This is a genomic window from Streptomyces sp. NPDC000880, from assembly GCF_053599675.1.
Map to the genome: position 1 here is coordinate 1 of NZ_JBSFMS010000135.1, position 19,922 is coordinate 19,922.

Annotated in this window: 19 protein-coding genes; 14 read left to right on the top strand and 5 right to left on the bottom strand. The window is 70.6% G+C overall.

Features of this window, described 5'->3' with window-relative positions; translation table 11 throughout:
* Positions 1-143: 143 nt before the first annotated feature.
* Positions 144-896 carry a chaplin gene (locus ACWDO5_RS30210; RefSeq protein WP_450533591.1) on the top strand — a complete coding sequence of 251 codons (753 nt, stop codon included), beginning with the start codon at positions 144-146 and terminating at the stop codon, positions 894-896.
* Between the two features lie 141 nt (positions 897-1,037).
* Here ACWDO5_RS30210 and ACWDO5_RS30215 read toward each other — a convergent pair whose 3' ends face one another.
* The gene (locus ACWDO5_RS30215; RefSeq protein WP_005319466.1) at positions 1,038-1,226 is read right to left on the bottom strand and encodes a DUF5703 family protein; all 189 of its coding nucleotides are present in this window, start codon (positions 1,224-1,226) and stop codon (positions 1,038-1,040) included.
* Positions 1,227-1,273: 47 nt separating this feature from the next.
* Here ACWDO5_RS30215 and ACWDO5_RS30220 point away from each other — a divergent pair, with 47 nt between their 5' ends.
* Complete coding sequence (locus ACWDO5_RS30220; protein WP_450533592.1) at positions 1,274-1,936, top strand: hypothetical protein; 663 nt, start codon at positions 1,274-1,276, stop codon at positions 1,934-1,936.
* A 137-nt stretch (positions 1,937-2,073) separates the two neighbouring features.
* On the opposite strand, the gene ACWDO5_RS30225 is transcribed toward ACWDO5_RS30220, so the two are convergent.
* Together ACWDO5_RS30225 and ACWDO5_RS30230 are read right to left on the bottom strand one after the other, a co-directional pair.
* Positions 2,074-4,284, bottom strand: coding sequence for a helix-hairpin-helix domain-containing protein (locus ACWDO5_RS30225; protein WP_450533593.1), 2,211 nt, complete (start codon positions 4,282-4,284; stop codon positions 2,074-2,076).
* On the bottom strand, positions 4,281-5,261 hold the full coding sequence (locus ACWDO5_RS30230) for an aldo/keto reductase (protein WP_450533594.1): 981 nt from the start codon (positions 5,259-5,261) through the stop codon (positions 4,281-4,283). The genes ACWDO5_RS30225 and ACWDO5_RS30230 overlap by 4 nt, the downstream gene beginning before the upstream one ends.
* A 130-nt stretch (positions 5,262-5,391) precedes the next feature.
* Here ACWDO5_RS30230 and ACWDO5_RS30235 point away from each other — a divergent pair, with 130 nt between their 5' ends.
* Positions 5,392-6,441, top strand: a complete 1,050-nt coding sequence (locus ACWDO5_RS30235) for an LLM class F420-dependent oxidoreductase (protein ID WP_450533596.1) — start codon at positions 5,392-5,394, stop codon at positions 6,439-6,441.
* A 267-nt stretch (positions 6,442-6,708) separates the two neighbouring features.
* Complete coding sequence (locus tag ACWDO5_RS30240; RefSeq protein ID WP_450533611.1) at positions 6,709-7,494, top strand: ferritin-like domain-containing protein; 786 nt, start codon at positions 6,709-6,711, stop codon at positions 7,492-7,494.
* A gap of 15 nt (positions 7,495-7,509) precedes the next feature.
* Here ACWDO5_RS30240 and corA read toward each other — a convergent pair whose 3' ends face one another.
* On the bottom strand, positions 7,510-8,502 hold the full coding sequence (gene corA, locus ACWDO5_RS30245; RefSeq protein WP_450533597.1) for a magnesium/cobalt transporter CorA: 993 nt from the start codon (positions 8,500-8,502) through the stop codon (positions 7,510-7,512).
* Positions 8,503-8,561: 59 nt separating this feature from the next.
* Here corA and ACWDO5_RS30250 point away from each other — a divergent pair, with 59 nt between their 5' ends.
* The 5 genes from ACWDO5_RS30250 (at position 8,562) to ACWDO5_RS30270 (ending at position 12,789) form a co-directional block, all read left to right on the top strand.
* The gene (locus ACWDO5_RS30250; protein WP_450533598.1) at positions 8,562-9,260 is read left to right on the top strand and encodes a histidine phosphatase family protein; all 699 of its coding nucleotides are present in this window, start codon (positions 8,562-8,564) and stop codon (positions 9,258-9,260) included.
* A gap of 105 nt (positions 9,261-9,365) precedes the next feature.
* Positions 9,366-9,956, top strand: coding sequence for a DUF3090 domain-containing protein (locus ACWDO5_RS30255; protein WP_450533599.1), 591 nt, complete (start codon positions 9,366-9,368; stop codon positions 9,954-9,956).
* Positions 9,920-10,738 (top strand): SCO1664 family protein, encoded by an 819-nt coding sequence (locus ACWDO5_RS30260; RefSeq protein ID WP_450533600.1) that lies wholly within the window; start codon positions 9,920-9,922, stop codon positions 10,736-10,738. The genes ACWDO5_RS30255 and ACWDO5_RS30260 overlap by 37 nt, the downstream gene beginning before the upstream one ends.
* Before the next feature lie 169 nt (positions 10,739-10,907).
* Positions 10,908-12,137, top strand: a complete 1,230-nt coding sequence (gene mshC / locus ACWDO5_RS30265) for a cysteine--1-D-myo-inosityl 2-amino-2-deoxy-alpha-D-glucopyranoside ligase (RefSeq protein WP_450533601.1) — start codon at positions 10,908-10,910, stop codon at positions 12,135-12,137.
* Positions 12,138-12,369: 232 nt separating this feature from the next.
* Positions 12,370-12,789: a hypothetical protein gene (locus tag ACWDO5_RS30270; protein ID WP_450533602.1), complete on the top strand. Its 420-nt coding sequence runs from the start codon at positions 12,370-12,372 to the stop codon at positions 12,787-12,789.
* Between the two features lie 64 nt (positions 12,790-12,853).
* On the opposite strand, the gene ACWDO5_RS30275 is transcribed toward ACWDO5_RS30270, so the two are convergent.
* Complete coding sequence (locus ACWDO5_RS30275; RefSeq protein ID WP_450533603.1) at positions 12,854-13,849, bottom strand: PAC2 family protein; 996 nt, start codon at positions 13,847-13,849, stop codon at positions 12,854-12,856.
* A gap of 253 nt (positions 13,850-14,102) precedes the next feature.
* Here ACWDO5_RS30275 and ACWDO5_RS30280 point away from each other — a divergent pair, with 253 nt between their 5' ends.
* Genes ACWDO5_RS30280 through ACWDO5_RS30300 form a run of 5 tightly spaced genes read left to right on the top strand, consistent with a single transcriptional unit; the run spans position 14,103 to position 19,829 of the window.
* Positions 14,103-15,422, top strand: a complete 1,320-nt coding sequence (locus tag ACWDO5_RS30280; RefSeq protein ID WP_450533604.1) for an enolase C-terminal domain-like protein — start codon at positions 14,103-14,105, stop codon at positions 15,420-15,422.
* Positions 15,419-16,210 carry an SDR family NAD(P)-dependent oxidoreductase gene (locus ACWDO5_RS30285; protein ID WP_450533605.1) on the top strand — a complete coding sequence of 264 codons (792 nt, stop codon included), beginning with the start codon at positions 15,419-15,421 and terminating at the stop codon, positions 16,208-16,210. The genes ACWDO5_RS30280 and ACWDO5_RS30285 overlap by 4 nt, the downstream gene beginning before the upstream one ends.
* A gap of 39 nt (positions 16,211-16,249) precedes the next feature.
* Positions 16,250-17,287 carry a sugar ABC transporter substrate-binding protein gene (locus ACWDO5_RS30290; RefSeq protein ID WP_450533606.1) on the top strand — a complete coding sequence of 346 codons (1,038 nt, stop codon included), beginning with the start codon at positions 16,250-16,252 and terminating at the stop codon, positions 17,285-17,287.
* 2 nt (positions 17,288-17,289) lie between these two features.
* Entirely contained in the window at positions 17,290-18,804 is a 1,515-nt protein-coding gene (locus tag ACWDO5_RS30295; protein ID WP_450533607.1) for a sugar ABC transporter ATP-binding protein, read from the top strand.
* Complete coding sequence (locus ACWDO5_RS30300) at positions 18,801-19,829, top strand: ABC transporter permease (protein WP_450533609.1); 1,029 nt, start codon at positions 18,801-18,803, stop codon at positions 19,827-19,829. The genes ACWDO5_RS30295 and ACWDO5_RS30300 overlap by 4 nt, the downstream gene beginning before the upstream one ends.
* Positions 19,830-19,922: the final 93 nt, after the last annotated feature.

The following is a 19,922-nucleotide window of genomic DNA, read 5'->3' on the forward strand; positions in this document are numbered from 1 at the left end:
TTTGGTCTGGGCGGTTTTTGGGTTTGTTTTGCGGGGGGGGGGGCGCGGGGGCGCCCCCCCCCGCCCGCCCCCCCCGCCGGGTATTCCGCCTCCGGGCACGAGTCCGGAGGTTTTCCTTAAGCGTGAAGGCAAGGAACCAACCTATGCGACAGGTCACTCGCAAGGGCCTGATGACCATGGCGGCCGCGGGCGGCGTACTCGCCCTCGGCGGCAGCTATGCGTACGCGGATGCCGGGGCGACCGGAAACGCGTCGAATTCACCGGGCGTCGCGTCCGGGAACTCGGTCCAGATCCCCGTGCATATCCCCGTCAACGCGTGCGGGAACACCGTGAATGTGGTCGGGCTGCTCAACCCCGCCGGCGGCAACGAATGCAGCAACACGTCCGGATCCGACAACGGCACGCCGGGCACCGGAGCCGAGGCCGACGGGGAGACCAGTAACTCTCCCGGCATCGCCTCCGGCAACAACATCCAGGCGCCGGTCGATGTGCCCGTGAACGCCTGCGGGAACACCGTCACCATCGGCGGCCTCGGCAACGCGGTCTCGGGTAACGACTGCGGTAACGGCACGTCGTCCGGGACCACCCCCGAGACGCCGCCGGTGACGCCGCCGGTCACGCCGCCCGTCACTCCTCCGGTGACTCCTCCGGTGACGCCGCCGGTCACTCCTCCGGTGACGCCGCCGGTCACGCCCCCGGTGACGCCGGGCCAGCCCACCCCCAGTGCGCCGGAGCCGGTCGCTCCGGCCGTGCCGAACACCCCCGGTGCGCAGACCGACACTACCGACGAGCTCGCGCAGACCGGCTCGGGTCCGCTCGACATGCTGATCCCGGCGGGCGCGGGTCTGCTGCTGGCGGGAGCGGTGCTGTACCGCCGCGGCCGCGCCAGGGCGTAACCGCGCGGTCACCGCTGAACGAGGCGGTCTGCCTCGCGGGGCGGTCCTGAGCGGTACGAAAGTGGATAAAAAGCGGTACGAAAGTGGATAAAACGGAGCGGGTCCCGCAGTCACGGGGCCCGCTCCGTCCCATTCACTCGCTCACCAGGTGGCGCGCACCTGACGGATGATGCGCCGGCGCAGCCGCACTCTGCGGCTGCCGTCCCGATGCAAACTCAGTCGGTCCAACTCCCAGTGTCCGTACTCGGCATGGTCGGTCAGCAGACGGGTCGCTTCCTTGCGGGAGACCCCGCGCGGTACGTACACGTCGACAAATTCGTATTCCGGCATCGCATCTATTGTGCGGGCAGAGCCCCTGTACGGATAGCGTCTGCACTATGTCTGATGCTGCGCAGCCCACCGCTGCCGAGGTACGTGACGCCGCCGAGGCGGTCAAAGCCGCACTGGACCGTCACCTCGCGGCGGTCGAGAACCGCACGGGCGAGGACGACCCGGCCGTCTATGCCGCGTTCAACAGCCTTGCCTCGGCGGCGGAGGCGTACGACGAGCGCCTCTACGACCGCTATGACGAGGTGACCCCCTTCGAGATCCCGGGCGCGGACGACTCACTGCCGCCGTACGCCGGCCCCGAGGAGCCGAACGCGCTCAGCGTGCTGATCCGCCGGGACTACGCGGTGGTCGAGCCGCAGCGGCTGCTCGCACAGGCACAACGCATCGCAGACCTGGACCCCGAGGACGACCGCCCGGCGAATGCCCCGGTGGTCGGCGCGAGTGTGCACGCCGCACTCGGGGTTCTGTTCGGGGAGTACGAACCGGATGAAATCGCCTCCCGGCACAAGGAGTTCGGCCTGGAGGAGGGCGACTCCACGCTGTGGGTGTCGGCAACGGACGACACCCCGGAGCCGGGCGAGTGGCTGAGCACGCCGTTCGACCAGGCGGATCCGCAGCGGATCGTGTGCCGCTTCGACGTCAGCTCGGTCTTCGACGAGGACGAGCTGAGCGAGGATCCGGACGACCTCGACGAAGAAGCGGAGTCCTGACAGCGCCCGCTCCGTAGCGCAGGCCCCTGTCACGTCCGAGTGGCAGGGGCCTGTCGCATGCCGTCGGTACGGCGCGCTCTGCCGCGGCGCCCCCGCTGCTGTGCCTCGGTCAGCGTCGCCGGTTGCGGCGCCCTCGGTCACGGCGTCGGGGCGAGCAGCCCCTCGAGCAGCGTCCGCAGGCGCGTCGTGCGGTCCTGGGGCGGGGTCTCCGCCACGGCTCGCGGCAGCGCCTGGTCGACGCCGTGCACCACGGACAGATGGCGCTCGCCGCGGCTGAACGCGGTGTAGACCCACGGCCGGCTCAGCCCTTGCGCCGCGTCACCCGGCAGGACCACGACCGCCGCGGGCCAGCGCATCCCCGCGGCCTGGTGTGCCGTGAGCGCCCAGCCGTGGCGCACCGCCGATTCGACCCGCTCCTTCGGTACGACGACGGGGGCGCCGTCACAGTCGATGTGCAGGCCCTCCGCGTCCGCCGAGACGATGGTCCCGGGCAGCGTCCGGCCGAGCGCCGCGGCGTACGCGACCCGGTCGCCCGGGTCGAAGCCGCCGAACCGGCCCGGGCCGGGGTTGAGCCGCTGCTTGAGCGCCGCGTTGAGGGCGCGGGTGCCCGCGGAGCCGCCGTGCCCCACCGTGATCACCTGGGTCTGCTCGGGAGGCACCCCGATCGCCCGCGGCACGGAGTCGGCAACGAGCTGCACCGCACGGTGGACCGCCTCGCCCGCGTCCCGCACCGGGACGATGACGACCTCCTTGCCAGGCGCCTCCACCTGGTTCAGCTCGCCGATGCCGATGCCCGAGACCAGCTCTCCGATCGGGCCGGCGTCCGGCGTACGGGAGGCGATCTGCGGGCAGACCCTGGCGGCCAGCACATCCGCGAATACCCGGCCCGCACCCGCCGAGCAGAGGACACCGGGGTCGCCGCTCAGCACCAGCCGGCTGCCGTCCGGCATCGACTCGACCAGCATCGTGGCGGTCTCCACGTCCAGCTGTGGCGCGTCCAGCACGACCAGGAGGTCGAGCGCGAACGCCCCGTCCCCGTCCCTGCCCGGTCCCTCCGCGCCGGAGAGCAGCCCGCTGACAGTTACCGCGTCGGGGCCGAGCCGCCCGCGGCCGTTCTCGCTGTGGACCGCGACGACCGCGCGCAGCCCGAGCGCAGCGGCGGCTTCGGCCAGCGCGACCGGCTCGGCGCGCGCCGCCTCGCCGCCGGTGTGCGCCACCAGGCCGCTCGCCGCGAGCGCGCGGACCAGCTCGGTGGGCTCCGCCGCTTCCCACCTGGTGTCGGCGCCGGTCTTGGCCAGTCGCGCCAGGCCGTCCGCGAGGCTCTCCTCCGCGAGGGCGTACCGGTCGAGCCCCAGCAGCACCGGTACGGCAGGCTGCCCGGGCTCCTCGCCGTCCGTCGCCTCTTCCTCGATGCCGTCCTGGAACACCAGCACCGCGCCGTCCGCGATGGCCTGGTGCAGTGCCTCGTCCGGATCGGGCACCGACCGCTCGGCCAGCGCCCCGCGCACCGCGGACGACTCCAGCGCGGTGTGGCCCTGGTGGCCGGCGCGCTCCAACTGCCAGGTCACCAGGGCCGCCGTCCGGCGCTCGTCGCCCGGGCCGCACTCCGCGCCGAGCAGCGCCCGGGCGAAGCCGTCGGCCTGCTCGGGCCGGACGCCGGGCACGGACAGCAGCCGCCACGGGTCCTCGCGCAGGACGTCCGCGGCCTGCTCACCGAGCGCGTCCGCCACCTGCGGCGCCAGTGCCTCGGGCGCACCGCCCTCGGTGAGCACGGTCCCTACGGCCGAGACGGTCTCCGGCGCGTCCGCCACGGGTGCCCGCGCCGGCTCCGGAGCCCGCGGCCGCACCGGCTCGGCCGCCGCGGGCGCGGGTCGCCTCGGGGCGGGCGCGGTGGGGGTCCGGCCGGCGGAGCGAGGGGGAGAGTCGAAGAACGCGGTTCCGGACTTCTCGCCGCTCTCCACGGCCCGTACCGCAGCGAGCAGATCGGCGGCTGTCCCGCTCAGCTTGGCGCCGGCCTCGATGGACCCCGCCTTCTCGGCCCTGCGCTGCTCGATCCGGGCCCGCAGCTCCCGCTGCGCGGCAAGCTCGGCCTCGGCCTCGGACAGCTCGCCCGCCTTCTCGACGCCCTCCGCACCAGGAGCGGCCTTGTCGGCAGCGTCCGCAGAGCCTCCAGCGGCCTCGTCGGCAGCGTCTGCAGGGCCTTCGTCGGCGGCCTCGGGCGCGTCAGGCTCGGCGGCTTCCGGTGCCGGGGCAGCGGCCTCGTCCACGGTGGCGCGGTCCTCGGCCGGGGGCTCGGCCCGCCGCTCAGCGGCTGTTGGGGGCGGCGTCCCCTCGGAAGGCGCAGTCACAGCGTGCTCCAGTCCTGGTCGGGATATCGGTGCACGGGCGCCGACACATCGTCGAGCGCCTGGCAGATCTCGTCAGGAAGACTAAGCGCCTCCACTGACAACGCGGCCGTGAGCTGCTGCGCGTTGCGTGCGCCGACGATCGGGGCCACCACCCCCGGCCGGTCCCGCACCCACGCCAGCGCCACCTGAAGCGCCGTCGCCGCCAGCCCGTCCGCCGCCGTCGCCACCGCGTCCACGATGCTGCTCGCCGCCTCGTCGAGATACGGCTCCACGAACGGCGCCAGCTCCGAGGCACCCCGCGAGTCCGCCGGAGTCGCATGACGGTACTTCCCGGTCAGCACCCCGCGGCCGAGCGGCGACGACGGCAGCAGCCCGACCCCCAGGTCCAGGGCGGCGGGCAACACCTCCCGCTCGACCCCCCGCTGCAGGAGTGAGTACTCCATCTGCGTACTGGCCAGCCGCGTCCGCACCCCGGGCGAGGCCAGCTGCCAGGTCGCGGCCTTTGCCAGCTGCCAGCCGCAGAAGTTCGACACGCCCGCGTACCGCGCCCGCCCGCTGCTCACCGCTATGTCCAGCGCCTGGAGCGTCTCCTCCAGCGGGGTGTCCGGATCGAAGGCGTGCACCTGCCACAGGTCGACGTAATCCGTCCCGAGCCGCTCCAGCGACGCGTCGAGCGCGGCGAGGAGATGCCCGCGCGAGCCGTCGAAACGCCGGTCCGGGTCGGGGACGCTGCCCGCCTTCGTCGCGATGACCAGATCGCGCCTGGGGACGAGCCGCTCGATGAGCTGTCCCAGCAGATACTCGGAATCTCCGCCGCCGTACACATCAGCGGTGTCGACCAGCGTCCCGCCCCCCTCCCAGAACGCCTTCAGCTGGTCGGCAGCGTCGTGCTCATCGGTGTCCCGGCCCCATGTCAGGGTGCCGAGCCCGATCCGGGACACGCGCAGGCCGGTACGGCCGAGTTGCCTCTGCTCCATGGGCGCTGAGATTACTGGCCAGGGGGCAACCCCGAGAGAGCCTGTGGACAACCTCCCCCTGACGGATCGCCGGAACCCGCGCTAGAGTCCGCGGAACAGGGACGTTACTGATCAGTAAGAGGGAGCGGTTATGCGGCTCGGCATCAACCTCGGCTACTGGGGCGCGGGGATGGACGGCGACAATCTCGCGGTCGCCAAGGAGGCCGACAAGCTCGGCTACGACGTCTGCTGGGCCGCCGAGGCGTACGGCTCCGACGCCCCCACCGTCCTCACCTGGGTCGCCGCCCAGACCGAGCGCATCGACGTCGGCTCGGCGATCATGCAGATCCCGGCCCGCCAGCCCGCCATGACCGCGATGACCGCCGCCACCCTGGACTCCCTCTCCGGCGGCCGTTTCCGCCTCGGCCTCGGCGTCTCCGGCCCGCAGGTCTCCGAAGGCTGGTACGGCGTCAAGTTCGACAAGCCGCTCTCCCGCACCCGTGAGTACGTCGAGATCGTCCGCAAGGCGATGGCTCGCGAACGCCTGTCGTACGAGGGCGAGCACTGGACGCTCCCGCTGCCGGAAGGACCGGGCAAGCCGATCAAGCTCACGGTCCACCCGCAGCGCGAGCACATCCCGCTGTACATCGCCGCGATCGGCCCCAAGAACCTGGAGCAGACCGGCGAGATCGCGGACGGCGCGCTGCTGATCTTCCCGTCCGCGGACCACCTCGAGGACACCACGATCAAGCATCTGCGGGCGGGCCGCGAGAAGGCCGGAGAGACGATGGAGGGTTTCGACGTCTGCCCGACGCTGCCGCTCGCGGTCGGCGAGGACGTGGCCGGTCTTGCCGACATGTTCCGTCCGTACACCGCGCTGTACGTCGGCGGCATGGGTAGCCGCAAGCAGAACTTCTACAACCAGCTTGCACAGCGCATGGGTTACGAGAAGGAAGCCGCCGAGATCCAGGACAAGTACCTGTCCGGTGACAAGGGGGGAGCGGCCGCCGCGGTCCCGCACCAGCTGATCGACCAGACGACGCTGCTGGGTCCGGTGGAGCGGATCGCCGAGCGGATGGCGGCGTACGCCGCGGCCGACGTCACCACGCTGACCATCTCCCCGGCCGGTTTCACGCTCGACGAGCGGCTGACGGCCCTGCGGGCGGGGACCGAGGCCCTGGAGCGTGCCGGGCTCGCGTAACGCGGCCGCTGAACGGCCTGCCTGCGCTGACGCCCCCTTTCGCAAGGGGGCAAGTCTGCGGCCGTGGTGGGGGCTCGGGGGGTCTTCCCCGCCACGGCCGTCATGCATCACAACGCCGGAAAGCGGGCTCCGGTTACGGCCGGCACCCATGCCGCCGTCCTCCGTTCGGCGGAGTTGTGCGACTCACCTGTTGCCTCGACTCCCGTAGCGCATTTGACTCGTTCTTTGCGGATGTCTTCTGCGGATGTCTTCATGGAGGTGGCAGTGATGCTCTCGGCCCGAAGTCTCTTCCAGGAAATTGTCGACAGCGACGACGCCTTCCAGCTCTTCTGCTCCATCGCGGCCAGCGGCGAGGCGCAGGGCGGCTGGGAGAACGGCCGTATTGCCGCCCTGGTGCCCGAGAGCATGAGCGCCCTCGCGCCCAAGATCACCCGGCACGGTGCCGACGAGGACAAGCACGGCCGGCTCTTCGACGCCCTGCTCAAGAAGCGCGGACTGGAACCGGTCCTCGTCCCGCCCGAGACCGACTACACGATGCTGCTCGAAGAGCAGGGCATCGGACTCACCCACGAGAAGCTGCGCCGCGACGAGCCGCTGACCGAGGAGGACATCGTCGTCTACCTCTCGCACAGCAGGGTCACCGAGCAGCGGGCCGCAGACCAGATGGACATGCTCGTGAAGTACTTCGGGAACCATCCCGAACTGGGCAGGGCCATCACCATGATCTGCAACGACGAGGACAACCACCTGGCGTACTGCCACGAGGAGTTGCTGCGGCTGGCCGCCGCCGGGCACGGCCGTACGATCCAGCGGGTCCTGCGCGAGAGCGCCCTCGCCGAGATCAAGGTCTACCGCGATGTGAGCCTCGCCGTGATGGACCACATGGGACGGCTGCTGCACTGGCCCAAGGCCAAGTCCGCGACGCTGGCCGCGGGTATCCACGCCATGTACGCGTACGAACGGTTCGGGGGCTGGCACCGGATGGTCAGCCTGAAGATGCCCGAGCGCCGGGGCGCCCTCGACGGGCCTGCCGCCGCCGCTCCCGCCTTCTGAGAGCGGCTGGGGCGGCTACAGCCAGCCGCGGCGCTTGAACAGCCGGAACAGGCCGTACACCGCCCCGGCCATCAGCAGCAGCACCGCCGGATACGCCCACACCCACCGCAGCTCCGGCATGTGGTCGAAGTTCATGCCGTAGATCCCCGCGACCATCGTCGGAACTGCGACCATGGCCGCCCACGCCGAGATCTTGCGCACGTCGTCGTTCTGCCGCACGCCCATCTGCGCGAGATGGGCGGACAGGACGTCCGACAGCAGCCGGTCCAACGAATCCACCTGCTCGTTCGCTCGCGTCAGATGGTCGCTCACGTCCCGGAAGAACGGCTGCGAGTGCTCATGGACGAACGGCACGCCCGCGCTCGTAAGACGGGCCATCGGAGCCGACAGCGGCCCGGCGGCGCGGCGAAACTCAAGTACCTGCCGCTTGAAGGTGTAGATCCGCATGGCGCTGTTGCGTGCGTGGCCGCCGGCGGGTGCGAAGACCTCGGTCTCCAACTCCTCCAGGTCCACCTGGAGCTCAGCGGCGACATCGATGTAATGGTCAACGACCGCGTCACTGATCGCGTACAGAACCGCGGTCGGGCCGTGCGTGAGGACCTCGGGCTCGGCTTCGAGCCGCTGGCGCACCGCCGCGAGCGGCGCGCCCTCACCGTGCCGGACCGTCACCACGAACGAGTCGCCTATGAAGACCATCAGCTCGTCGGTGGTGACGGCGTCGCTCTCCGGCTCGTACACCACTGGCTTGAGAACCATGAACAGCGAGTCGTCATACACCTCGAGCTTGGGGCGCTGGTGTGCGTGGAGCGCGTCTTCCACCGCCAGCGGATGCAGCCCGAACTCCGCCGCGACATGATCGAACTCCTTCTCGGACGGCTCGTAAAGACCGATCCAGAGAAAGGCGTCGCCGGTCGCCCGAGCCTCGTCCAGGGCGTCGGAGAAGCCGGACGGGCCCTCGGTCCGGCGCCCGTTGCGGTAAATGGCACAGTCCACGATCACGGCGCGCATTCTTCCTTGCATACGGCCCGGGCGCACCCTGGGGCGCCGCTCCGCCTAGGCTGACGGGCATGGCCACGCTGATCCTCGTACGCCACGGACGCTCCACCGCCAACACCGCGGGGGTGCTCGCCGGCTGGACCCCTGACATTTTTCTCGACGAGCGCGGCGCCGCGCAGGCGGCCGCGCTGCCCGAGCGGCTCGCCGACGTGCCGATCGCCGCCGCCGTCAGCAGCCCCCTGGAGCGCTGTCTGCAGACCCTGCAGCCGCTGCTGGACGCCCGGCCCGGCCTTGAACTGGAGACCGACGAGCGGATCGGCGAGTGTCACTACGGCGACTGGTCGGGGCGCAAGCTGGCCGAGCTCGCGGACGAACCGCTCATGGAGGTCGTGCAGCAGCACCCGTCCGCGGCGGCGTTCCCCGGCGGCGAGTCGATGCGGGCCATGCAGGCGCGCGCCGTCGACGCCGTACACGAATGGAACGCGCGCGTCGACGCGGCGCACGGCGAGGACGCGGCGTATGTGATGTGCTCGCACGGCGACATCATCAAGTCCCTGGTGGCGGACGCGCTCGGCATGCATCTCGATCTCTTCCAGCGGGTTCATGTAGAGCCGTGTTCCGTGACCGCGATCCGTTACACCCGCACTCGTCCATTTCTTCTGCGCCTCGGTGACACCGGGGACTTCGGCTCGCTCACGCCGCGCGGGAACGGAGGCGGCAACGGCGGTGGCGGGACCGCGGTCGTCGGGGGCGGCGCGGGCGCCCCGTGATCGCTCCCCGCAGTAGGGTGGACGGGCTGAAAACCCGTATGTCCGCTCGACCGTAGTCCACAGCAGCCGATATCGACCGACCCACGATCCCGAGGGAGACAGAACGTGTCCCGTCAGGTGTTCCTCTACGACCCGCCGGACCGTTTCGTGGCCGGTACGGTCGGGCTGCCTGGGCGCCGTACGTTCTTCCTGCAGGCTTCGGCCTCAGGACGCGTCACCAGCGTAGCCCTGGAGAAGACCCAGGTGGCCGCGCTCGCCGAGCGGATCGACGAGCTGCTGGACGAGGTCGTACGCCGTACCGGGGGCAACGCGCCGGTGCCGGCCGTCGCGCCCACCGACGTCGCGGACACCGCACCTCTGGACGCTCCGGTGGACGAGGAGTTCCGGGTCGGCACGATGGCGCTGGCGTGGGACGGCGAGGAACAGCGCATGATCGTCGAGGCTCAGGCGCTGGTGGAGCTGGACGCGGACTCCGAGGAGGACCTCGCGGAGGCCGAGGAACGGCTGCTGCAGGACGAGGAGAACGGCCCGCCGATGCTGCGCGTCCGGCTGTCCGGGGCGCAGGCGAGGGCCTTTGCCAAGCGCGCGCTGGACGTGGTGAACGCCGGCCGGCCGCCGTGCCCGCTGTGCAGCCTGCCGCTCGACCCGGAAGGACATGTATGCCCGCGCCAGAACGGATACCGCCGCGGAGCCTGACGGCGCGGGATCTCCTCGCCAAGGGCGAGCTCACCGTGCGCGGACGGGTCCGCGAGGCGTCCAACGCGGTCCTGTACTGCTCCGTCTCGTACGAGGGCGATCAGGCCCACTGCGTGTACAAGCCGGTCGCCGGGGAGCGGCCGCTGTGGGACTTCCCGGACGGAACGCTCGCGCAGCGCGAGGTGGCGGCGTACGAGCTGTCCGAGGCGACCGGGTGGGGCCTCGTGCCGCCGACGGTCCTGCGGGACGGCCCGTACGGCGAGGGCATGGTCCAGCTCTGGATCGAGGCGGACCCGTCGGCGTCGCTGCTCGCGCTGGTCGAGGACGAGGAGCCGGGCGACGGCTGGAAGGCGGTCGGCTTCGCGGAGGTGGGCGAGGGGCGTACGGCGCTGCTGGTGCACGCGGACGATGTGCGGCTGCGGCGGCTGGCGGTGCTGGACGCGGTGATCAACAACGGTGACCGGAAGGGTGGGCATCTGCTGCCGACTGCGGACGGCCATCTGTACGCGATCGACCATGGGGTCACGTTCAACGTGGACGACAAGCTGCGGACGCTGCTGTGGGGCTGGGCGGGGGACCCGCTGCCGCCCGAGGCGACCTCTGCGCTGGCCACGCTGGCGGCGGCGCTGGACGAGGGCGAACGGCTGTCCACCCGTCTGGCGGAGCTGCTGACGGGGGCGGAGGTGGAGGCGGTGCGGTCGAGGGTGGGCGCGCTGCTGGGGGCGGGGAGGCATCCGGTGCCGTCGGGGGAGTGGCCGGCGATTCCCTGGCCGCCGGTGTGAGGTGCTGGGGTTTTCTCCCAGCCCCGAGCCACCCACACGGCCGCGGGCGGCCACGCAGCGCGCCCCCGGCCGGCGACACATCCCCGTGCAACGCGAAGACCGCCCAACCAGCCAAGCAGTCGCCGGATCCGGTTCGTATGCGGAACGGGCGTCCGGTTACGCTCATGTCATGCATGCCTGGCCCGCTTCTGACGTCCCCGCCCTGCCTGGCAAGGGCCGCGACCTCCGGATCCACGACACCGCGACCGATGGTCCCGTGACCCTCGACCCCGGTCCCGTCGCCCGTATCTATGTCTGCGGCATCACGCCGTACGACGCGACCCACATGGGTCACGCGGCAACTTACAACGCGTTCGACCTCGTTCAGCGCGTGTGGCTCGACACCAAGCGGCAGGTTCACTACGTCCAGAACGTGACGGACGTCGACGACCCGCTCCTCGAGCGCGCCATCCGCGACGGGCACGACTGGACCGAGCTCGCCGAGCGCGAGACCGCGCTCTTTCGCGAGGACATGACCGCACTGCGGATGCTTCCCCCGCAGCATTACATCGGCGCCGTCGAGGCCATACCCGGCATCGTGCCGCTCGTCGAGCGGCTCCGGGACGCGGGTGCCGCGTACGAGCTCGAAGGTGACGTGTACTTCTCCGTGGAGGCCGACCCGCACTTCGGCGAGGTGTCCAACCTCGACGCCGAGGCGATGCGGCTCCTGTCCGCCGAGCGCGGCGGCGACCCCGACCGCCCGGGCAAGAAGAACCCCCTCGACCCGATGCTGTGGATGGCCGCCCGTGAGGGCGAGCCGAGTTGGGACGGCGGCACCCTCGGGCGCGGGCGGCCCGGATGGCACATCGAGTGTGTGGCCATCGCCCTGGACCACCTCGGCATGGGATTCGACGTACAGGGCGGCGGCTCCGATCTCGCCTTCCCGCACCACGAGATGGGCGCGTCGCACGCCCAAGTCCTCACCGGCGAGTACCCCTTCGCCAAGGCGTACGTCCACGCCGGCATGGTCGCGCTCGACGGCCAGAAGATGTCGAAGTCCAAGGGCAATCTCGTCTTCGTGTCCAAGCTGCGCCGCGGCGGAGTCGACCCCGCCGCGATCCGGCTCGCTCTTCTCTCCCATCACTACCGCGCGGACTGGGAGTGGACCGACCAGGTCCTCCAGGACGCCGTCGAGCGTCTCGGCCGCTGGCGCGCGGCCGTCTCCCGGCCCGACGGGCCGCCCGCCGACGCCCTCGTCGAGGAGATCCGCGCCGCTCTCGCGAACGACCTCGACGCGCCCGCAGCGCTGGCCGCCGTCGACCGCTGGGGCGCCCGCCAGCAGTCCGAGGGCGGTACGGACGAGGGCGCGCCCGGCCTCGTCTCGCGTGCCGTCGACGCTCTGCTGGGCGTAGCGCTGTAAACCCCGGACGACGCCTCAGTGGGCGCCGGGTGGGTCTGTGCCCACCCGGCGCCCTTTGCGCGGGAGTTGCCCTTACTGCTTGTTGACGACACGCCGGACGTCCACTCCGCTTGCGCGAAGTGCGTTTGGAATCAAGCTGATTGGGAGTTCCGGGCATTTCGCCTTGAAGGCCGGCTCCCGCTCGACCGGCACGATCAGCCGGGCGACGAGGTCACGACCGTCCCGCTGACCGGTGACTGGGAGCAGGGGCCCAACTGGCAACGGCATCGAGCGCACCCCGGACGGCAGCGCGCTGCTCCTGGTCAACATCGTGGCCGGGGGCGGCGGCCTGATGTGCGTCGACCCGCGCACCGGAGTGGCCCGCAGCGTCGACATCGGGGATACCCGGCTTCCCAACGGCGATGGCCTGTTGCTGCTGGGCCGCACTCTCTATGTCGTGCAACAGCAGCAGAACGCCGTCGATGTGCTGCGGCTCAATGAGTCCGGCACACGGGGCATTGCGATCGCGCGCATCACCGATCCCGAGCGCTTCAAGATCCCCACGACGGCCGCGGCCTGGGGCGACCGGATCTACTTGCCCTGTCGCGCCGACCCCCGGCACGACGTACGACGTGGTCGCGGTGGATCAGGTCCGACGGTGAGCACGAACTGAGTACGAACTGAGAACGGAGCGGGGCGGTGCCCGGTCGGCGCCGCCCGGCATCCGCTCCCGTACCTCAGTCATCCGAGGAATCTTCGTCCTCAGCCTCAGGCCCAGGCTCCGCCTCGGGATCCGGCTCCGCACGCGGTGGCATCGGCGGCCGGGTCCGCCCGCTGGAGGGGTCGCGCAGATACGAGCTGCCCTCGCCGCCGTCCGTCGCATGCCCGGGGCCGCCGTCGCGCCTGCGCAGATACCGTTCGAATTCGCGGGCGATCGCCTCACCCGACGCCTCGGGAAGCTCCGCGGTGTCCCGCGCCTCCTCCAGCGTCTGGACGTACTCCGCCACTTCGCTGTCCTCGGCGGCCAGTTGATCCACGCCGAGCTGCCACGCCCGTGCGTCCTCGGCCAGTTCGCCCAGGGGAATCCGGAGGCCGATCAGGTCCTCGAGGCGGTTGAGCAGCGCCAGCGTCGCCTTGGGGTTGGGCGGCTGCGACACATAGTGCGGCACCGCGGCCCACAGGCTCACTGCCGGCACACCCGCGTGCGTGCACGCCTCCTGGAGGATGCCGACAATGCCGGTCGGCCCCTCGTACCTGGTCTCCTCCAGGTCCATGGTCCGCGCCAGATCCGGATCGGAGGTGATGCCGCTGACCGGCACCGGACGGGTGTGCGGGGTATCGCCGAGCAGCGCGCCCAGAATCACCACCATCTCGACGCCCAGTTCATGGGCGAAGCCCAGGATCTCGTTGCAGAATGAGCGCCAGCGCATGGAGGGCTCGATGCCGCGGACCAGCACCAGATCCCGCGGCTTGTCGCCGCCGATGCGGACGACCGAGAGCCGGGTGGTGGGCCAGGTGATCTTCCGTACCCCGCCGTCCAGCCACACCGTGGGCCGATTGACCTGGAAGTCGTAGTAGTCCTCGGCGTCGAGCGCCGCGAACACCTCGCCCTTCCATTCCCGGTCCAGGTGTGCGACCGCGGTGGAGGCGGCGTCGCCGGCGTCGTTCCAGCCCTCGAACGCGGCCACCATGACCGGGTCGATCAGCTCGGGAACCGCCTCGAGCTCGATCACCCAGTGCCTCCTTCCGAAGTTCCCTTGTCTACGCCCCAACCTTACGGCTTACAAGGTGCCCGGCCGCAGCCCCCTGCACGGCCGGGTGAACTTCCGCTCGATAGGGCATACGTCGGAGAACCGCAGCAGCTGGCCATCGATTCATCCGAGCTGTGTTCGAGAAGTTTCGTCCCAACCCTGGACGTTGCCGCCTGGACGGCGCTATACATCGGATGACCGGAAGAGGTCCGATGTTCTTCTCAGGAGGGTGTGCATGAGTCAGGCCGTCACGGAGTTCGAGGTTCACGACATCCGTTTTCCCACCTCGGAACGGCTCGACGGCTCCGACGCCATGAATCCCGACCCCGACTATTCCGCCGCCTATGTGGTCATACGCACGTCCGACGGGGCCGAGGGTCACGGCTTCTGCTTCACCATCGGGCGTGGCAACGATGTCACCGCAGCCGCCATCGAGGCGCTGCGACCGTACGTCATCGGGCGCCCGGCTCCCTGTACGGCAGCCGACCTTGCCGCGCTCCACATCGACCTGACCCATGACTCGCAGCTGCGCTGGCTCGGCCCCGAGAAGGGCGTGATGCACATGGCGGCCGGCGCGGTCGTCAACGCCGCCTGGGACCTGGCTGCCCGGCGCGCCGGGCAGCCGGTGTGGGAGTTCCTCGCCTCGATGACGCCCGAGGAGCTCGTCTCGCTCGTCGACTTCCGCTATCTGACGGACGTCCTGACCCCGGACGAGGCCCTGGCGATTTTGCGCACTGCCGAACCCGGCCGGGCCGAGCGGGCCGGGCGACTGCGCGAGCAGGGCTATCCCGCGTACACCACCTCACCCGGCTGGCTCGGCTACTCCGACGAGAAGCTGGTCAGGCTCGCCAAGGAGGCCGTGGCCGACGGCTTCGGCCAGATCAAGCTGAAGGTCGGCGGGGACATCGACGACGACATCCGGCGCATGAAGCTGGCCCGCTCCGCCGTCGGACCTGCCGTACGCATTGCCGTGGACGCCAACCAGCGCTGGGACGTCGCCGACGCGGTGCGCTGGATGAAGGCGCTCGCGCCGTACGAGCCGCACTGGATCGAGGAGCCGACCAGCCCCGACGACATCCTCGGCCACGCCGCCGTACGCGCGGGCCAGCCGGTCAAGGTCGCCACCGGCGAACATGCCGCCAACCGCGTCGTGTTCAAACAGCTGCTCCAGGCTGGGGCCGTCGACTTTGTGCAGATCGACGCCGCGCGGGTGGCCGGAGTCAACGAAAACGTCGCGATCCTGCTGCTCGCCGCCAAATACGGCGTCCCGGTCTGCCCGCACGCCGGCGGGGTGGGACTGTGCGAGCTCGTCCAGCATCTCGCCATGTTCGACTACGTCGCCGTCTCCGGCAGCTGGGAGGACCGCGTCATCGAGTACGTCGACCACCTCCACGAGCACTTCGCCGACCCCGCCGAGATCGCCTCCGGGCGCTATGTCGCCCCGCGCGCCCCGGGCTTCTCCGCCCGCATGCTCCCCGAGTCGATCGCCGCCCACCGCTATCCGGAAGGGCCCGTCTGGCAGGCCCGCCGCACCATCGAGGAGATCAATTCATGACGACGACAAGGGACTTCGCGGCACGGGACTTCGAGGGACTGTCCGCCCTGGTGACCGGCGGCGCGTCGGGCATCGGGGCCGCCGTGGTGACGCTGCTGCTCCAGCGCGGGGCCCGCGTCGCCGTCCTCGACCGCGAGACCTCGGGAGCGCCCGACGGTGTCCTGGCGCTCAAGGCCGACGTTACCGACGACGAAGCCGTACGAGCCGCCGTGGACGCGGCCGCGGCGGAGTTCGGCGCCCTGCACACCGTCGTGTCCAACGCCGGCACCGGCGCCATCGGCACTGTCGCGGACAACACCGACGACGAATGGCAGCGCGTCCTCGACATCAACGTGCTGGGCATGGTGCGCGTCGCCCGGCACGCCCTGCCGCATCTGCGGCGCTCCGCCGCGGACCGCCCCGGCGAGGTGTCCATCACCCAGACCTGCTCCATCGCCGCCACCGCCGGGCTGCCACAGCGCGCCCTCTACAGCGCAAGCAAGGGCGCGGTCCTCTCCCTCACCCTCGCCATGGCCGCCGACCATGTGCGCGAGGGCATCCGCGTCAACTGCGTCAACCCCGGCACCGTCGACACCCCGTGGGTCGGCAGCCTGCTCGGCCAGGCCGACGACCCCGCTGCCGAACGCGCCGCCCTGGAGGCCCGCCAGCCCACAGGACGGCTGGTCACGGCCGACCAGGTGGCCGCCGCCATCGTGTACCTCGCCAGCCCCGCCGCGGCCGCCGTCACGGGCACGGCACTCGCGGTCGACGGCGGAATGCAGGGCCTGCGCCTGCGCCCCTCGAACTAAGCGCCACCTGAGCCGACACCACCGAAGGACGGGACACCAATGAGAGTGCGTACGACAAGTGCCGCGGCCTGCGCGGTGCTGCTGGCCGTGACGGCCCTCGCGGGCTGCAATCGCGCCTCGGACAGCGCGTCCGGCGCCGGCAAGGTCGGCATCGATCTGCCGCGCAGCGACAGTGACTTCTGGAACTCGTACCAGCAGTACATCGAGAAGGGCGTCAAGGACGGCGAGGTCGACGCACTGTCCCTGACCAACTCCCAGAACGACATCGGAAAGCTGGTCGCCAACGTCCAGACCTTCACCGACCAGGGCGCCAAGGCCGTCGTCATGGCCCCGCAGGACACCGGCGCGATAGCCGAGTCGCTGCAGAGCCTGGAGGAGAAGAAGATCCCCGTAATCAGCGTCGACACCCGGCCCGACAAGGGCAGTGTCTACATGGTGGTCCGGGCCGACAACCGCGCGTACGGAGAGAAGGCCTGCCAGTACCTCGGCGAGCAGCTGAAGGGCAAGGGCAAGGTCGTGGAGTTCCAGGGTGACCTGTCCTCCATCAACGGCCGCGACCGCTCCGAGGCCTTCAAGTCCTGCATGACCGAGAACTTCCCCGGCATCAGGGTCTTCGAGCTGGCCACCGACTGGAAGGGCGACGTCGCCTCCGCCAAGCTCCAGTCCACGCTCGCCGCACACCCTGACATCAACGGCATCTACATGCAGGCCGGCGGTGTCTTCCTGCAGCCCACCCTCGCGCTCCTGGAGCAGAAGAAGCTGCTGAAGGCCCCCGGCACCCCGGGCCACATCACGATCATCTCCAACGACGGCATCCCCGAGGAGTTCGACGCCATCAAGGCCGGGAAGATCGACGCCACCATCTCCCAGCCCGCCGACCTGTACGCCAACTACGCGCTGTACTGGGCCAAGCAGGCGCTGGACGGAAAGACCCCCAAGGAGGGGCCGACCGACCACGACTCCACCGTCATCAAGATCCCGAACGGGTTCGAGGACCAGCTGCCCGCGCCGCTGGTGACCAAGGAGAACGTGGACGACCCCAAGCTGTGGGCAAACCAGCTGGAGAAGAAGAGCTAGCCATGGCGCACCAGGTCCCACCAGCCGCCGTGGAGGCGGAGGGAATCGTCAAGCGCTTCGGTCCGACCGTGGCGCTCGACGGTGTCCGCCTGACCGTCGCGCCCGGTGAGTCGCACGCACTCGTCGGGCGCAACGGCGCGGGCAAGTCCACCCTCGTCAGCGTCCTGACCGGGCTGCACAAGCCGGACGCGGGCACGGTGACCTTCAGCGGCGAGCCCGCGCCGGCCTTCGGGGACACGGCGGCCTGGCAGTCCAAGGTCGCCTGCGTCTACCAGAAGTCGATGGTCGTGCCCGATCTCACGGTCGCCGAGAACCTGTTCTTGAACCGCTTCGACACAAGCAGCCGGTTCATCAGCTGGCGGCGGCTGCGGCGGCGCGCCCGAGAACTGCTCGCCGGGTACGGAGTGAACGTCGACCCGGGCGCCCGTGCGAAGGATCTCGCCGTGGAGCAGCGGCAGTTCGTCGAGATCGCGCGTGCGCTCTCCTTCGGCGCGCGGCTGATCATCCTCGACGAGCCCACCGCCCAGCTGGATGCCCGCGGCATCCAGCGGCTCTTCGACAAGCTGCGTGAACTCCAGAGCCAGGGAGTGGCGTTCCTCTTCATCTCCCACCATCTGCAGGAGGTGTACGAATTGTGCACCGCCGTCACCGTCTACCGCGACGCCCGCCATGTGGTCACCGCTCCCGTCGCCGACCTCACCAAGGACGACCTGGTCACGGCGATGACGGGCGAGTCCACCGGCGGCTCGTCGACCTGGCACGCCCCTGTCGGGCTGATCCGCGACGAGGAGCCCGTGCTCCGTACTGAAGGGCTCACCCTGGAGGGGCAGTTCGAGCCGCTCGACCTCTCGGTGCGCTCGGGCGAGGTGCTGGGGCTCGCCGGGGCCGCGGCCAGCGGCAACACCGCCCTCGGCGAGACCCTGGTCGGCATGCGCAGGGCGAGCGCGGGGCGGATCACCGTACGCGGCCGGGACGTGAAGCCCGGCAGCGTCCCGCATGCGCTCGACGCCGGCATCGGCTACATCCCCGAGGACCGCCACCTCCAGGGGCTGGTCGCAGGCCGCAGCGTCGCCGAGAACGCCACGCTCACGGTCACCGACCAGCTCGGCCCCTGGGGGACCGTACTACCGTCTCGTACAAGGGAATTCGCCCAGTCCGTGATCTCTTCGCTCGACATCAAGACACAGGGGCCCGAGCAGCCCGTCTCCGGGCTCTCCGGCGGCAATCAGCAGAAGGTCGTGGTCGCCCGCGCGCTGGCTCGCAACCCGAGCGCGCTGGTGGCTCTGCGGCCCACCGCGGGAGTGGATGTGAAGTCCAAGGACTCGCTGCTGTCCGTTGTACGAGGGGTGGCGGACCAAGGCAGCGCGGCCGTGATCATCTCGGACGAGCTGGACGATCTGCGGGTCTGCGACCGGGTGCTCGCCCTCTTCCACGGGCGGGTGGTCGCGACGTTCGGGAGCGGGTGGACCGACCGCGAACTGGTCGCCGCCATGGAAGGTGTGGGGGAGCAGGAATGACCGGGACAATACGGCCGCTGACGGCCGACGAGACCAAGAGCGACGGCCCGCGCAGCCGGCTGCGGCTGATCAGGTGGAGCGACTTCTCGCTGGTGCCGGTGATCCTGGTGCTGATGGTGATCGGCTTCATCGTCTCGCCGGTCTTCCTCACCTCCAACAATCTGATCAGCGTGGTCCAGCAGTCCTCCGAACTCAGCCTGTTGGTGCTGGGGCAGGCGCTGATCCTGATCTGCGGCCGGATGGACCTGTCGCTGGAGTCGACGATCGGCATCGCGCCGGTCATCGCCATGTGGCTGGTCCTGCCGACGCAGGGCGGGCGCTTCGCGGGCCTGGAACTGCTGCCCGTCTGGATGGCGATCCCGGTCTGTCTGCTGGTCGGCATGGTCATCGGCGCGGTCAACGGCTTCCTGATGCTGAAGCTGCGCGTCAACGGCTTCATCGCCACCCTCGGCATGCTCACCATGCTGCGCGGCCTCCACATCGGCATCACCGAGGGCAAGTCGATCACCGATGTACCGGAGTCCTTCCGGTACTTGGGCAAGACCGACTGGCTCGGCGCGCCGGCCGCCGTGTGGATCTGTCTGGCGCTGTTCGCGATCGGCGGAGCGGCGCTGGCCTATCTGCGGCACGGACGTGCGCTGTACGCGATCGGCGGAAACCCGGAGGCGGCCAGGGCAGCGGGCATCCGCGTCGACCGGATCACCTGGATCGTGCTCGCCATCGGCGGGCTGCTGGCCGCCTTCGCGGGCATCCTCTACACCGGCCACTACGGTTCGGTCGCGGCCACCCAGGGCAACGGCTGGATCTTCCAGGTGTTCGCCGCGGCAGTGATCGGCGGGATCAGCCTCAAGGGCGGCCGGGGCACGCTCTTCGGCGCGCTGACCGGCGTGCTGACGCTGCAGCTGGTCGTCAATGTGATGACGCTGGGTGGGGTGCCGGCGCTGTGGAACCAGTTCCTCAATGGCGCGATCATCATTGTGGCGCTGGTGATCTCGCGCTTCGCGAGCGGCGAGAAGCAGGACTAGGCGCGGCCGCTGCGCGGGGCGTTTCCCCACCCCGCCCCTTTCCGTAACCGGGGCTCCGCCCCGGACCCCGGTCCTCAATCGCCGGACGGGCTG